The sequence below is a fragment of the Marinobacter sp. genome, from assembly GCF_052091845.1.
Taxonomy (GTDB): domain Bacteria; phylum Pseudomonadota; class Gammaproteobacteria; order Pseudomonadales; family Oleiphilaceae; genus Marinobacter.
Genome location: NZ_JBQDCO010000003.1, coordinates 105,625 through 121,070 on the forward strand (window position 1 = coordinate 105,625; position 15,446 = coordinate 121,070).

The 15,446-nt window shown below is 53.4% G+C and carries 10 protein-coding genes and 1 pseudogene; all 11 read right to left on the reverse strand.

Going from position 1 to position 15,446, the window contains the following annotated elements; genetic code table 11:
• Positions 1-35: 35 nt before the first annotated feature.
• The gene (gene hrpA / locus ACTHYN_RS02040; protein ID WP_441810841.1) at positions 36-3,896 is read right to left on the reverse strand and encodes an ATP-dependent RNA helicase HrpA; all 3,861 of its coding nucleotides are present in this window, start codon (positions 3,894-3,896) and stop codon (positions 36-38) included.
• Positions 3,897-3,955: 59 nt separating this feature from the next.
• A complete protein-coding gene (locus tag ACTHYN_RS02045; protein WP_441810828.1) occupies positions 3,956-5,632 on the reverse strand; it encodes an AMP-binding protein in 1,677 nt (558 codons plus the stop codon).
• 239 nt (positions 5,633-5,871) lie between these two features.
• Entirely contained in the window at positions 5,872-6,915 is a 1,044-nt protein-coding gene (locus ACTHYN_RS02050) for an AgmX/PglI C-terminal domain-containing protein (RefSeq protein WP_441810829.1), read from the reverse strand.
• Complete coding sequence (locus tag ACTHYN_RS02055; protein WP_441810830.1) at positions 6,912-7,271, reverse strand: hypothetical protein; 360 nt, start codon at positions 7,269-7,271, stop codon at positions 6,912-6,914. Before ACTHYN_RS02055 ends, ACTHYN_RS02050 begins: the two co-directional genes overlap by 4 nt.
• Positions 7,272-7,763, reverse strand: coding sequence for a tetratricopeptide repeat protein (locus ACTHYN_RS02060; protein WP_441810831.1), 492 nt, complete (start codon positions 7,761-7,763; stop codon positions 7,272-7,274).
• 2 nt (positions 7,764-7,765) lie between these two features.
• Entirely contained in the window at positions 7,766-10,591 is a 2,826-nt protein-coding gene (locus ACTHYN_RS02065) for a tetratricopeptide repeat protein (RefSeq protein ID WP_441810832.1), read from the reverse strand.
• Complete coding sequence (locus tag ACTHYN_RS02070; protein ID WP_441810833.1) at positions 10,588-11,961, reverse strand: hypothetical protein; 1,374 nt, start codon at positions 11,959-11,961, stop codon at positions 10,588-10,590. The genes ACTHYN_RS02065 and ACTHYN_RS02070 overlap by 4 nt, the downstream gene beginning before the upstream one ends.
• Before the next feature lie 18 nt (positions 11,962-11,979).
• Positions 11,980-12,450, reverse strand: coding sequence for an AraC family transcriptional regulator (locus ACTHYN_RS02075; protein ID WP_441810834.1), 471 nt, complete (start codon positions 12,448-12,450; stop codon positions 11,980-11,982).
• A 453-nt stretch (positions 12,451-12,903) separates the two neighbouring features.
• Complete coding sequence (locus ACTHYN_RS02080) at positions 12,904-14,082, reverse strand: vWA domain-containing protein (protein ID WP_441810835.1); 1,179 nt, start codon at positions 14,080-14,082, stop codon at positions 12,904-12,906.
• A gap of 22 nt (positions 14,083-14,104) precedes the next feature.
• Positions 14,105-14,947, reverse strand: coding sequence for an AAA family ATPase (locus ACTHYN_RS02085; protein WP_441810836.1), 843 nt, complete (start codon positions 14,945-14,947; stop codon positions 14,105-14,107).
• Between the two features lie 18 nt (positions 14,948-14,965).
• Positions 14,966-15,446, reverse strand: a pseudogene (locus ACTHYN_RS02090) (hypothetical protein); the annotation flags it as partial.

The following is a 15,446-nucleotide window of genomic DNA, read 5'->3' on the forward strand; positions in this document are numbered from 1 at the left end:
CAGGTTTTGCCCGCTCAGCAGAAAGGCTTACACCGTCAAACCCGTGTGAGTTCCCATTGCTTGTCGAGTCGCTTTGCAGAAACCGTCATAGCTGTGCCCAATTGCTGGGCAAAAAACGAGACCCGAAACTCTTCCAGCATCCACCTGTAAACCACAAGCTCCGGGTCACGAACACCCTGTCTTTGTTGCTCTTCACGCTTATTGGCATAACGAGACCAGAGAGGCTCCATAATGTGCAAAAACTCACGTTCGCGCCCCATCTCCCTTGGCATTTTTTCCAGCCGAATCAATGCAGCCTCAAAGTAGCGCCCAAACTCTGCCAGCCATTGCGATTGAGTAGCAACCAAAAAACCTGGATAAACAAGATTTTGCATTTGGAACTTCAGGTCCGCCATGCTGTTTGCCAACGCGAGATCAATCTTGCCTTTAAGCTTCTTCGCCACTTTCTGGTACCCCATCATAGCCTGGTAAAGACGCTCATCTGCTTGCTCAAGGGCGGGGATAAAATCTCCACGATGGCGTTCAAACAGCACATCAAAGGCTTCACGGGTTTCTGGCGCCGGAGCGTGTAAAAAATGCTCCATTGCTGCCGCCAGCAGCAAATCATCCAGAAGCACCTTTGCCTGGCCCACCGGCGCGAACATCAAGGCCGACTGTTTAAAGCGCGGCAGTTTTCGCTCTAAATCGTCAAGGGTATTGCCAAACCGGTTCAAAATGAGCCGGGCAACTCCTTTGCGAGTGGTGTCTTCAGCGGTCAGTCGATCCAGACAACGAACCTGCTTAACCGTTTTGCCCATGTCTTCAATAGCCGGGTAAACGGTAATCTGCATGCCGCCCTTCTCGGTCTGCACCTGCCGCGGCAATTTGCCAAAGGCCCATTCAGTGTATTCCTTTGCAAATTCCTCACTTCGGCTCTCGCTAGCAGCCGACGCAAGCGCTGCTTCGGCCTGACCTTCCAGCTGACCCTGAAGTGTGTCTGCTTCGCGACTTTCCGCGATGACTTTGCCACCATCGCCAAGCACTCTCAGATTCATTCTCAGGTGGCGGGGCAGTTCATCGTCAGGCCAGGTTTGCGGATCGATACGCACCCCGGTCATACGACGCAACTGCTCTCCTAACTGCAAAGCAAGCGGTTCGTTTGAAGGATGAAGGTTGGCGACAGCCGCATCCACAAAATCCGGCACCGGCACAAAATTACGCCGCACTGACTTGGGAAGACCTTTAACCAGCGCCACGCACTTTTCCCGAAGTAGCCCTGGTACCAACCACTCCAGGCGCCGGGAGGGAATTTGTTTAAGGGCCATCAAAGGGACCTGAAGCGTCACACCGTCGCGCTCGCTGGTAGGCTCAAACTCGTAACTGAGCGGGTAGCGAACGCCCTCCCACTCCAGAAAGTCCGGGTACAAATCGGCTGCCTGGGCATCAACCGGCCTTTGAAGAACATCGTCCTCCGTCAGCTCCAGGTTTCGTAGCTCGTCAGCGGACAGGCTCTTCCACCAGCTTTCAAAATGACGGCCACTGACAATGTTGGCCGGCAAACGCTCATCGTAAAAACCCACCAACACTTCATCATCTACCAGCAAATCCCGGCGGCGCGTTTTGTTTTCAAGCGCCTCTACGCTCGCGAGCATCTCGCGGTTACGGCTGATAAACGGCGCTTTAGAGCGGTAGTCGCCTTCCACCAGAGCATGGCGTATAAACAGGTTGCGGCACTCAACAGGATCTATCTTGCTGAACGCTATGGCCCGCTTAGGCACCACATCGAGGCCATAGAGGGTAATTTTTTCATACCCCATTACCTGAGCGCGTTTTTGCTCCCAGTGAGGCTCAAAATAATGGTGTTTTACCACATGCCCCGCAAGAGGCTCTATCCACTCAGGCTGGATAGCGGCCACCATCCGGGCAAACACCCGGCTGGTCTCAACAATCTCCGTGGCAACAATCCACTTTGGCCCTGTTTTTGATACTTTTGAGCCGGGAAAGATCATGACTTTGCGATTGCGAGTAGCCAGGTATTCCTTCTTCTCGACCTTTACGGCTACCTGCCCCAGAAGCCCCGCCAAAATAGCCTTATGTACGGCATCGTAGCTGGCTGTTTCTTTGTTGAACGAGAGTTTTTGGTCACGGCAGATCAATGTAAGCTGGCGATGAATATCGCGCCATTCGCGCATGCGCATCCAGCTCAGAAAGCTCTTCTGACAGACTTTTTTCAGTTGATTCTGGGAAAGCTCCTGGCGCTGTTCCTCATAAAAATTCCAGATATTGAGCAGCGTGACAAAATCTGATTCTTTATCGTTAAACGGCGCATGGGCCTGGTCCGCCGCTTGCTGTTTGTCCTGGGGCCGTTCTCTCGGGTCCTGAACACTTAGCCCGGCAATGATCACCAGCGTTTCTGCCAGGCTGCTTTGGTCTGCTGCCGTTACCAGCATGCGTGCAAGACGTGGGTCCAACGGCAACTTGGCCATGGTGCGCCCCAGCTTTGTTACCCGGCGCTGATTATCTACCGCACTCAGCTCCTCGAGCAGCTTGTAACCATCGTTGATCAGCCGTTTGTCCGGCGCTTCCAAAAACGGGAAATGGCGAATCTCGCCCAGGCCTGAGGTAGCCATCTGCAAGATAACGGAAGCCAGATTGGTACGCAGTATTTCCGGGTCTGTGTATTCAGGCCGGCCCAAAAAGTCTGCTTCGTCATACAGACGGAAACAGATACCCGGCGCAACCCGGCCGCAGCGCCCTGCCCGTTGGTTGGCACTGGCCTGGGAGACTGGCTCTATGGGCAGGCGTTGTATTTTCGAGCGAACGCTGTAACGGCTGACCCGGGCGACACCGGCATCGATCACATAGCGAATGCCCGGCACCGTTAATGAGGTTTCTGCCACGTTGGTGGAGAGCACAATTCGGCGGCCACTATGCCCCTGGAACACCCGGTTCTGCTCCTGATTGCTCAGTCGGGAATACAGCGGCAGTACTTCTGTGTGCCGCAACTCCGCATGGCGCAGCACCTTGCTTAAGTTACGTATCTCACGCTCACCCGGCAGGAATATGAGTACATCGCCAGGCGGCAGTTTTTCGCTTCGTTCGTGTTGTTCAATTTCTTCAATTGCAGCAAGAACACCATCGTTCCAGCCCTGATCGCGATCATCCTCATCTCCGGTGAGCGGACGATACCGAATATCAACGGGGAAGGTACGACCGCTCACCTCGATGACCGGCGCTTTGCCGAAAAAGTCACTGAATCGGTCCACCTCAATGGTGGCAGACGTGATAATGACTTTCAGATCGGGACGTTTGGGAAGCAGCTGTTTGATGTAGCCGAGCAGAAAATCGATGTTCAGGCTGCGCTCGTGAGCCTCATCAATAATCAGTGTGTCGTACCGATCAAGAAAGCGGTCGTGCTGGACTTCCGCCAGCAGGATTCCGTCGGTCATTACTTTGACCCGGGACTGATCCGAGGTGTTATCGGTAAAACGTACCTGATAACCAATCTGCTGCCCCACCTGCTCGCCGATCTCATCGGCAATGCGGGCAGACACACTGCGAGCTGCCAGTCGCCTTGGCTGAGTGTGGCCAATAAGGCCACGGGTGCCGCGACCACTGTTCATGCAGATTTTGGGAATCTGGGTGGTTTTACCCGACCCGGTTTCGCCGGCGACAATCACAACCTGGTGGTTTTCGATCGCTTCACGGATATCATCCACACGATCAGAAACCGGTAAGCCTGCAGGGAAGCTGGCCGGCTTGTGCAGGTCCTGGCGCTGGCGCACCTTTTGTCGGCCACGCTCAAGCCAGTTCGCCATTTTATCCAGATCTTTCTGGTCAGGCTTCCCCTTGGTTCTTGCCACCAATTTAACAATGCGGGCAGCTTGCTGCTGATTGCAGGCAGGCAGCTGCTCCATTATCGCTTGCAAGGCGGCTTTTACTGAGGCGTTGTCATCAGATTGCAAGGTCACCGTAATTACTTGTTATCCGGTTCGTCGCGCAGCTCACGGCGCAGGATTTTACCCACGTTGGTTTTGGGCAGCTCATCGCGGAACTCAAAATAACGGGGCACTTTATAGGCTGTCAGACGCTCACGGCAAAACTCTTTCAGTTCGTTTTCAGTGGCACCTTCAGCCGTGGTCACAAGGTAGGCTTTAACGGCTTCGCCGCTTTTGGCATCAGGCACACCCACAGCCGCACACTCAACTACCTTGGGGTGACTGGATAAAACATCTTCAATCTCGTTAGGGAAAACGTTAAACCCGGAAACGATGATCATGTCTTTTTTGCGGTCAACAATGCGTATATAGCCATCCTCCTGAATCACAGCCACATCCCCGGTTTGGATATAGCCATCGTCAGTGAACGACTTTTGAGTGTCTTCCGGGCGCTGCCAATAACCGCGCATCACCTGTGGGCCCTTTACACACAACTCGCCCGCTTCACCCAACGGCGTTTCGTTGCCATCGTCATCAATGGTTTTAACCTTGGTAGAAGGCACCGGCAAACCAATCGTGCCAAGCTGAATGGCACTGCCCGGGTTGAACGTGACGACCGGAGAGGTTTCGGTCATGCCGAATCCTTCAGAGATAGCGCAGCCCGTGACCCGCTCCCACATTTTTGCTGTGTCGCTCGTCAGCGCCATGCCGCCAGAAGACGTTAGCTTAAGATGGCTAAAGTCGAGTTTTTGGAAATCGTCGTTATTACACAGCGCGACAAACAAGGTGTTCAGACCGAGAAAAGCCGTAAACTTGTGGTTCTGCAACTCTTTCACAAAGCCCGGTATATCCCTCGGGTTCGGGATAAGTATGTTATGGCTGCCAGCTTCGAGCATAATGCCGCAGTTCAGCGTGAAGGAATAAATGTGATAAAGCGGCAAAGGCGCAATCACCACTTCCTGGCCTTCAATTACTGAATCTTCCATCATTGGGCGAACCTGCAACAGATTCGCTACCAGGTTGCCATGAGTGAGCATGGCACCCTTGGCAACGCCGGTTGTGCCGCCCGTATACTGCAACACAGCTATGTCGTCGGTCTTGCACTGAACCGGCGTGAACTTTTCGCGGGCGCCGGCGCTGAGCACGGCGGGCAGTTTATGAGCCTGCGGAATGCTGAATGGCGGCACCATTTTTTTCACATGCTTCACGACTGCGTTCATCAGCGTGCGCTTGATGGGCGAATGCATGTCGGCAATTTCTGTCACAATGACGTGTTCAATGCTGGTGTGAGGCAAAACTTTCTCGGCGTTTTCCGCCATGTTTGCCAGTACAACCAACGCCTTGGCACCAGAATCATTAAACTGGTGCTCCATCTCGCGGGTGGTATACAGCGGGTTGGTGTTTACCACAATCAAACCGGCACGCATGGCCCCGAATACTACAACCGGGTACTGGTTCAAGTTGGGCATTTGCACGGCGATACGGTCGCCAGGCTTAAGATCCGTTTTGTTTTGCAGCCAGGCCGCAAAGTTGCGGGTTTGAGTGTCCAGGTCACGATAAGTGAGAGTTACACCAACAGAGCTGAAGGCGGGACGGTCTGGGTACTTTTTTACCGCCTGCTCAAATACATCCACCATGCTGCTATATTTATCCAAATCCACTTCACGGGGAACACTGGCAGGGTATTTGTCTTGATAGAACGTCTCAAAATCCATCACCATCTCCTGTCTGGCGCTTTTCATTATAATGACTCACCAATGCCAGTTTGAATAAAAATCAACGCGACATAGGTATCAGGCCCAAAAAAGTTGGGAGAGAATAGCAGTTTTGTTAACGATGAGGTAGTTTCAGGCAACAACCGGAAACACCTGGTAAAACGGGACGCCAGATTAGCGGCGGCTCTGATTGCAGGCGTAAAGAGCTAAAAATTACCATTACTAAAGGTATGGACAACTTAGCCGGGAAGAAAATCAATAGGGAACTTCACCTTGCGGGTTTCCACATTCGCTTTACCAAAGTTAAAAAGACGAACCCGCAAGGCGATTTTTTGTGCTAATGCCGGGTTGCCAAGCTCAGAGTTGACCACGTTACAGGCAGACACGGTCCCGTCTGGCTCTATAACCAGTTCGAGCAGCACCTTACCAGCCAACGTTGGATCTTTTCTGAGCTCTCGTTGGTAGAGCGAGTAAAGTGCCGCTTTACCCGAATCAAAAACCTGCCTGATATTGCTCATTGGGCGCTCGCTCACCGCCGATTTTTGTTTCGGCGCGGAAACGCTGGCCACTGCAGATTTCGCTTGCTTCGGAGCAGACACCTGCCTTACTTCATGCCCTGCTACCTTTGCTTTTGACTGGGTGCCTGCCTGCACATTTTCTACCCCGCCACTGCCCTGCAAAGCATCCCTGCCGAGTTGATCCCGGTCTTGAGCTATAGCGCCATTATCCGGGTTGGGCACGTCATTGGTATTCGCCTGAATGGCCGGTGCAGCTTTGGGCGCCGGCTTGCGCATTGAGGCCAAGCGATCTTTCATGGTTAAAAGTCCGGAGCGCGAGGCTGTTTCTCTCGCTTTCTCCACCGCTTGGCCGGCAGGCTTTGGAGACGGTTTTACCGGGACTGGTTTGGGCACTGGCTTGACGACCGGTGGGGCAGCTTTCGGTTTGGGCGGCGCCTTGTCCGCAACAGGTTCGGGGCTTGGCTTTTCGACAGGTTTAGGGGAGGCAGTGACTTTTGGCTTTTCAACCACCTTTGGCTCTAAAATCAATTTGGCCAGCTGGGGCGGCAGTGCTTCAGGCTGTTCTCTCTCAGGCACTGGAATGTCTAGCATAGAGATATACAGCGCCAGCGGAATAAAAAGCAGCAGGGCTGCCACTGTGATCGCGGTTAAACGAAGCCGTTCGCCCTCTTCTTTGCTCCAGAACAAAGAGACCCCCGCGGCACGGCTTAACGGGTTTGAAAGCGGGAACTCTGCACTGGCAGCCATAGCGTTCATACCCGTCATTGCCGCCCTCCGGCCGGCCTGTTAGAGCCCTCATCCGAAGCAACCCCCAGGCTTTGACGGAACTTGCGGTGCCGCTCAAAAACCACAGGATCCAGGGGTTGAATAAGTGCCGGCGCGGAACGTTCTAATTCTGCCCTTGGCCGACGCGGCAACGTGGGTGCACGCCAGGGTATAATAGTGAGCACGCGAGGCTCGTCTTCACCAATGCTGGCCGAAATACCTTCAATACTTAAACTTACCACCCTGCCTTTTGAGGCATCCGTTCTCTCAACCCCGTCAGTATTATCAGAAGCTGCATAAACCGCAGGTGTGATCAGGCAAACCAGAGCCAGCCCGAAGAGCACGATTGTTTTCATTTAATCCAGCCTCCGTTCCAGGTCCGCAATCCAGCCCTCTACTTTTTTATCTTCCCTGTCAGACAGGCCCTGATAGCGCTGGTAATGTGTGAGCGCCCGGTTCAAATCAAGTAAATAAAGCTCGGAAATAACCGCCAGGTTGTAATGCAGTTCAGCCACGTTTGGCGAGCCCTCAAGCCCGGTTTCCAACACGCCTGCCGCCTCTTTAAAGCGGTGGGCCTGCTGCAACAAAAGCGCCAGATTATTGTGGGTGACTGCATCCGCCGGGTTGAGCTCAACGGCCAACTGCCAGGCCTCAATAGCTGCCGGGAGATTGTTTTGCTCATACGCCGCTGCACCTTCTTGCACATGCACCAGAGCCTGTTGCGGGTCAGGCGGTTTTTGTGACTGTTCCACCGGCAGAGAAGGCTTGATGGTTTGCCCCGAACACCCGAACAGACAAAGGACGGTTGCCAGCAAACACCAGTGCCAGCATGGTTTTAGATTACACACCGTCATGCTCCTCCACTGTTGGGGTCATCCACCGTCGGGCTCATCCATCGTAAGGATCGGTCATAACGGCCAGGGTGCAACTCAGCGAGCACGCTCAGGCTTTTCTCTATCCAGGCACCAAATCGACCTGTTGCCACACGCTGGTGGTTTTTTGCATGCAGCTCTATGGCGCGCTCCTCAAACGGATACGCCTCCTCCTCAAGCAACATCCGGTATTGCATTTTTTCCAGTTCGTTCAGCTCTTCCGGTGCCGCGGATGCCATAAGGTCTCTGGCCATAGCTCTGTGCAGCTCTGCTCGACGAAAGAGAGTTTCGGCCAAGACAGTATCGCCACCCAAAGACTCTGCATTGCCAAAGTGCGTTCGGGCTTCTTCCATGGCCTGTTGTTTTCGCTCTAATGCGGGCTCAAAGGGAGCGCTCAGTTTAATGGCAGAAAATTTTTCAGCCGCCTTGGCCCCCATTGTTAACGCACCACTCGCTGCCCACTGCAAGGTCTGCTTCGAGTGCCAGCTGCTCTCCAGTTCTGCGGCCACCATGTCAGCCTGCCATTGTGCCGGCTGACTGCCTGCTTCAATCAAGCGGTGACGCATAGTCTGTAACTGAACATGCTCACCTGCTGCCATAGCCACAGGGCCGGTTGCGAGGTAACTGTTGTAGATGGCGTTGCGCTGGCTTACTGCTTTGGCTTTGTGGAATTGCGCAGCAGCCCTGAGCTGATAACCCCATACATCTTCGTTTGCCAGTTCCGTTTCTGGCCTGCGGCTATCGGCCATCGCCATCAGTTCTTTGGCTGCCCGTAACGGCTGGTCTGATGAGGTATAAGCCAGAACCAGCTTTTCACCCACTCCGGCGGCAAGGACATGCAGCGGGTAATCTGCCCGAAAGCGATTAAGCTCGTTAATTGCCGGCTGCCAGTTCGAGGCTTTGAGCAGAGTGTTTGCGGCATCAAAACGCCCTTTAACGGCTGTTTCGGATCCGGGTAATACGGTTTCAATTCGCTGAAAATGTGCGACCGCAATCGCAGTTTTGTCGGCTTTGGCTGCTTGCTCGCCCTGGCGGTAGATGGCGTGTGCCAGTTGCTCGCGTAACCCGGCAGCTTCGCTTTTCATGGGGCCGTTAGCGGACTTTCCAGTGGCAAGTGCCAGGGCTTCTCGCCAGGCTTTTTCGGCAAGCCCGTATTCCGCGGTTCGTTGTCGTACCCGGGCTATGACTACCCAACCAGTGTATTGCAATTCAGGTGCAGCCTGAGAGTGCGCAACGGCTTGCGTGGCGTAGTGCAAAGCTTGCGCGTTATCCCCGGCTTCTAGCCAGCGAGAGGCTAAATCAGCCAACAACCCCGGGGTTCGGCTGTCCGAAACAAAGCGCTCTATGAATCGTTCAGTTTCTGCAGTCAGGTCGGCAAGGCCTGGCTCAAATACAGAGGACGCCTTTTCTTTGGTTACACCTGCCCGAACCAGAACAAGGGCGGCCCAGCCAGCATCAGCATCGTGTTGGTATCCCGGTGAGTCGTATGCTGCCAAGTGGAAATTTTGCAGGGCCGCCGGGTAATTTCTTGCCTGTAGCCGGGCATCACCCGCCAGGCGAAAAAGCTCCCCAGTGGTCTCGCCACGACGGGCCAACCCTTCGTAGTAACCCGCTGCAACGCCATAGTCAGTCGCCCCGTCACCTGTCGTGGAGGCACCCTTTGCATAATGATAATCTGCAAGAAAACGGCTTAATTCCCGCCATTTGTGACGATAATCAGCAGCCAGAGCCGCATAGTGGCGGTCATCGGCAAACAGAGCGATATAGTCGGCCATAGCCTCTCTGGACTGCGCCGGCTTGTTGGCTTGGTCCCAGACACTCACAATCTGCGCCATAAAACCCGCCCGCTGGGAATGGTCGGGAAAGTGCGCCACAAAAGCCTGGTTGGTTGTTACGCTTTCCCCGGCATTGCCTTGCACAGCGTATAAATCGGCTAACCGGTCAAACACCAGAGGTGTCCAAGCGCGCAGTGGCTCAGGCTGCAGCCAGTTCATCAGTGTGTCTGCGCCATTCTTGCGGCTGGCCATTAGTGCGAGGATTCGAAGCGTGTCATCAATACTGTCTACGCTGGACTCGGGCACTCGATTAAGGCTTTCGGCATTGGGCAGAGAGTCATCAAGCACGGCTACAAACCGGTGCGCAGCCCGTTCCCAGGCTTGCGGCCCCTGTTTGTAAAGCGCCCAACCGAGCATATAGCGGGCCTTGTTTTTTAGTCCGTCGGTGTTGCTGCTGCTATCGACAAGCGCCCGGTACCCGGCCTCAGCTTCAACGTACCTGCCGGCAGCAAACGAAGATTCTGCCAACCGAAACCTGGCTTCTGGCACCAGAGGTGAATTCGGATAAAGACCCACAAGTTGCTGCAGGCGCTTTACAGAGGCCCGGTTCTGGCCTGTCAAAGCATATGCTTTGGCCATTTGGTACATAAGTTCGTCTAAACGCCCGCCAAACGCTCCGCGCTGGAGAATAGACTCATAGCTTTCAATGGCTTGTTTATACGCCCTCGCTTCTTCAGCCGGGCTAAACCCTATATCTTCGCCAGACCTATCGCGAATATTTGTCAGGCGATTCAAGGCATCGACACGCACGGCGGGCTCATCGGTGGTACTAAACAATCGCTGGTAACGCCTGGCAACTTCAGCGGGCGAAATAGCCGGGAGCGACCTGGTTTCAAATTCAAGAAAAACCGGGCGCATATCAGCAATGGTTTCACCATCCTTGCCCAGCTCTACCCGAAAAGATGGCTGACCTTGAACAAAACCGCACACAAAACAAAGCGGCAACAAGATAATGCGAAATCTGCTCATTTTGCCTGCTCTCCGGAATTGATTTCCTTCAGAGCCAGGTACTCATAAAGATGTGCAATTTGCTGCTCGGTCTTATTTAGCGCAAACACCATTCGCTTGTCCTGAGTTGCGACAAAATCCAGTGCCAGTCGATCAAGCCGAGCCTCTGCCCTGGGCCGAAGAGCCGCGACAGATTCAAGGTGAGCCAGTGATTGTTTCCGCAATTGCCGGGATTCAGCCAGAAGCGCCTTCAGGTTGGCCGAGCGGCTAGCCAACCGGCTTTTAAGTGTATTTAATTGCTGCTCCGAGTCGGAAAGAGTGGTTTTCATTATTTGGAGCTTCTGAACCTGGCCCGCACTTGATTCATTGCCCCGGGCGTCTTCCAGCAACAGGTTCAAGCGCTCCGTCAGCGTTTTGTTGGCACGCCTCAACGCCTCGTATCCCGGGCGGGTTCTGGAGAGCCCCGGAGTTTCAAGCTGGTTGGCGATCGCGGCACTGAACACGCCAAGATCCTGAGCATTACGCTGGAGTTGTGATGCCATTCTTGCCAGCTCTACTACCTGGTTCACAGCCTGCTGAGGAGCGGATTGCTCCATAAAGCTGAGCAAATAAGCCGTACGAGGCTGGGCGAGTGTGCGACTATCGGCGAGAAACCAGCTTGATTTTTGAGCTTCTGCGCCCTGCACCAGCGTTTTATAGGCCCCCTTTTCTTCAATCCGGGCAGCCAGTTTGCGCAAAGTGACTCGTTCACCTTCATAGGCAGCGTTAGCGGCAAGGTATGCCTCTCCTGCCTGCCCCAGATAACCAGAGAGGTCATAGCCCCGGCCCATACCTATCCAGGCATCTGCAACCCCGGGGTAGGCCAGGGGGTATTTTTTCGCCCGGTGCCAGCTCTGCATGGCTGCTCGATGATTGCCCTGCTCTGCCAGCGCCAAGCCATGAAAATACAGCGCCTGAGGGGTTCGGTGACTATCCAGTGGCATTTGTTCGAAAAAACCAATGGCCTTCTCATATTCCGAGCTTTTGAAGGCCAGATAGCCAGCACGTAACAGGATCCGACTGCGCAACGCGGCTTTACGTTGTGCATCTGTGTCTTTGTCGGCCATAGCCAACGCCACCCTCAGAGCGATCAGTGCCCGCGAGGGATTCAGATCGTTGCGGGCATAATCCCCTGAAAGATTCAGATAGCCAATAGCAGACCAGTACCCCTCTTTCATACCTGCCAGTGTTTCGCCTGCTTTATCAGTGGCACCCCTGGCCCGGGCACGTTCGGCCTGTTCGTACAACTGTTGTTGCTGAGTCTTCGGCACAGATGGCTCGGAATGAGCCGTAACCGGCACTAAACCGCAAAGGCTTGCCAGAACAACACGAACCAGGACGCAGCTCAACATGGTTGACCTCATAGCTGGCTATTTCCGCTCAACAAAGGAAACACGTGGTTCGTAGTCAGGTGCTTTGGCGTCAAGAGCCAACTCTAAACGAAGCGCACCGGGACGTTTTTGAAAGCGGTGGGTAGACTCTCTACGCACAAAACGATCATTAGCCGCTCGCGCCGTAATAATCGCTTTCAATGTATGTGTGCCATTGGCCAGATTACCGGTAAACAACTGTTGCGTGCCTCCCTGGCGCAACGAGCCGCTCTCCCGTGCCGTATATAAATGCGAGGTGACTGCCTGTCCATCAACAAATAATTCTACAGAATCCAGATCAAGGCCACCCCGGTCAGCAAGCGTCAGGGAAACGGCAAGGCGTGTATCAACCGGGTGCAGTATCTTTTGCTCTAACTGAAAGATTTTGCTTGAGTGAGCCGAGACCTCGGCTTTCAGGTTGGTAATCTCTTCATCAAGATTGGCCGCAATAGCTACACTGGAAACAGCCAAAGCCGCACCGATCAACCCAATACCTGGTCCGATGAATCCTTTCCGTTGTTTGCCTCGGCACTTTTTTGTTTTTTGCGGGCCGAACATAAGCCTCCCTCTCTTGCCGTCTCTGAACTTACCTCTGCGATCTAGGCAGGGCTATAAAACGAACCGGCTGAAAGAGTAACACTTGGTAACATCGAAGAACGGTATCCAGATCACCAAATCGAAAACCAAGCTCAAGACTTAAAACTCGCAATGCAGTCACCGACTAATGTCGATTTATTTGACGCGTAATGGGTACGTAGCGGGAGGAATGAGCGGTAAAGCAGCCTGTAGAGCGAAATAAACGACTGTATTCTATGAATGTTTCATTGTTGGCTTTGTGTTTGCTTCAGGACAATCGCGGGGATGCGTTACACACCCCCGTTTGACATGCCGAGCTTTGCCGATGTCTCAACCGCATCGGCTTTTTTACTTACTCAGGTATTTCATGGCCGATTCCAGGCCCTCTACTGTCAGTGGGTACATCTGGTTGTTCACAAGCTGCCTGGTCATGCCCAGCGAGCCCCCGGTTCCCCAATAACTCTCGGGTAGCGGGTTAATCCAGACAACCTTGCGGAAATGCTCGCTGATGCGCTGGAACCAGGTAGCACCTGCTTCTTCGTTCCAGTGCTCGATGGAGCCCCCCGGGTGAGAAATTTCATAGGGCGCCATGGTGGCATCGCCGACAAAGATCACCTTATAGTCTGACGGATATTTGTGAAGAATATCCCACGTACTGGTGGTTTCATTCATGCGGCGGATATTTTTCGTCCACACACTTTCATACACAAAGTTATGGAAGTAGAAATATTCCATGTGCTTGAATTCCATACGCGCAGCTGAAAAAAGCTCCTCGCACACCCGCACATGTGGGTCCATAGAGCCACCCACATCGAAAAATATCAGTACCTTGGCTGCATTGTGTCGCTCGGGCACCATCTTGAGATCCAGATAACCCGCATTCCGGGCTGTAGACCGGATAGTGTCGTCCATGTCCAGCTTATCTGCGGCACCCTGTCGAGCAAATTTACGCAACCGTCGAAGCGCGACCTTGATGTTGCGTATGCCCAGAGTAACGCTGTCATCCAGGTCTTTGAATTCACGTTTTTCCCAAACCTTGATTGCCCGACCGTGACGCCCCTTTTTCTGGCCAATACGGAAACCTTCAGGGTTGTAACCATCGGCACCAAAGGGCGAGGTCCCACCAGTACCAATCCACTTGTTACCACCAGCATGGCGTTCTTTCTGCTCTTCCATGCGCTTCTTGAAGGTTTCAATCAACTCTTCCAGACCACCCAGGGAATCAATCTTGGCTTTTTCTTCGTCGCTCAGGTTTTTCTCAAATTCGGCCCTGAGCCACTCATCCGGAATCATGGCTTCCAGCAACTCATCCAGGTGTTCAATACCATCAAAATAGACTTTGAACGCCCGATCAAACTTATCAAAGTGTCGCTCATCTTTTACCAGGCACAACCGTGCCAGATAATAGAATTCTTCCATATCTGCAAAGGCAAGCTGCTGCTGCAGTGCTTCCAGCAGATCGAGGAATTCACGCAGGCTGGCAGGCACCCTGGCCCGCCGCACTTCGAGAAAAAAATCAATCAACATAAAACTGCACTCTTGCCGAATTTCAGCCGCGACGGCGGGCCATGAACGCCAGCTTTTGCAGCAGGTGTACGTCCTGCTCGTTTTTCACCAGTGCGCCATACAAGGGCGGAAGCGCCGAGCTGGCGTCTTTTTCCTGCAGCATTTTTGCCGAGAGCTCATCCGCCATAAGCAACTTCAACCAGTCTATCAGTTCAGAAGTGGAAGGCTTCTTCTTCAGGCCTGGCACTTTGCGCACATCGAAGAACACCTCAAGTGCATCTTTAACCACCTGCTGCTGAATACCCGGGAAGTGAACATCCACGATGTTCTGCATGGTGTTACGATCCGGGAAGTTGATGTAGTGGAAAAAGCAGCGGCGCAGGAAGGCATCCGGCAGTTCTTTTTCGTTGTTACTGGTGATGACCACAATGGGTCGCTTGTTGGCCTTTACGTATTGCTGGGTCTCGTATACAAAAAATTCCATGCGATCCAGCTCAAGCAGCAGGTCGTTGGGGAATTCAATGTCGGCCTTGTCAATTTCATCAATCAGCAGCACCACTTGCTCATCTGCTTCGAACGCTTCCCAGAGTTTGCCCTTAACGATGTAGTTGCTGATGTCCTTAACTTTCTCATCACCCAGCTGGGAATCCCGCAAACGGGAGACTGCATCATACTCGTACAAGCCCTGCTGGGCCTTGGTAGTCGATTTGATGTGCCAGGGAATCAGCCGCATGCCCAGTGAACTGGCCATCTCTTCTGCCAACAAGGTTTTGCCAGTGCCGGGCTCTCCTTTGATCAGCAGTGGGCGCTGCAACGCAATGGCTGCGTTTACGGCCATTTGCAGGTCATCAGTGGCTACATAATTATCGGTACCGGTAAACTTCATGTGCATAGTTCCTATTGGTTACTTTTTCTGTTGATCGTCTGAATTGCCGCCCTTCTCTGGCTCGTCAGACGAATCAAAATCGGGTAAATCGTCAAATTCAGACAAGTCAAAATCGTCCAGACCAAACTCTTCTTCCTCGCCGTTTTCGCCTTCTTCGTTGTCATCTGCTGGCTCGGTCAGCTCGGGAATGGTCTCTTCCGGCTCTTCAGGCTCTACAACAGTGCTGGCAATGGGTATGTCTTCTTCTGCTGGTTCGTCTTCCGGTTCTGGTATTAGCACCGGTGTTTGCGCTTCAACATCTGCCATGTCCTGTTGCAGGTCCTCCAGGTTATCGTCGGGTGCGTTGACTGCCGCTTCAGCGTTACGACGCCGGCGCATGAGCACAATAATGAACAGCGCAAGAATAACAAGCCCACCTGCTATAGCCCCTATTACCCAGAGTGGTACAGGCAGGGCTGAGGAATCTTTTTCAGCCGAGGGCTCTTGTTCAGCTGAAGGC

Coding starts and splice junctions, on each gene's coding strand:
- ACTHYN_RS02080 (WP_441810835.1), bottom strand. CDS start 14,082: ATGTTGATTGATTTTTTTCTCGAAGTGCGGCGGGCCAGGGTGCCTGCC.
- ACTHYN_RS02070 (WP_441810833.1), bottom strand. CDS start 11,961: ATGTTGAGCTGCGTCCTGGTTCGTGTTGTTCTGGCAAGCCTTTGCGGT.
- ACTHYN_RS02085 (WP_441810836.1), bottom strand. CDS start 14,947: ATGAAGTTTACCGGTACCGATAATTATGTAGCCACTGATGACCTGCAA.
- ACTHYN_RS02045 (WP_441810828.1), bottom strand. CDS start 5,632: ATGGATTTTGAGACGTTCTATCAAGACAAATACCCTGCCAGTGTTCCC.
- ACTHYN_RS02050 (WP_441810829.1), bottom strand. CDS start 6,915: ATGACGGGTATGAACGCTATGGCTGCCAGTGCAGAGTTCCCGCTTTCA.
- hrpA (WP_441810841.1), bottom strand. CDS start 3,896: ATGGAGCAGCTGCCTGCCTGCAATCAGCAGCAAGCTGCCCGCATTGTT.
- ACTHYN_RS02065 (WP_441810832.1), bottom strand. CDS start 10,591: ATGAGCAGATTTCGCATTATCTTGTTGCCGCTTTGTTTTGTGTGCGGT.
- ACTHYN_RS02055 (WP_441810830.1), bottom strand. CDS start 7,271: ATGAAAACAATCGTGCTCTTCGGGCTGGCTCTGGTTTGCCTGATCACA.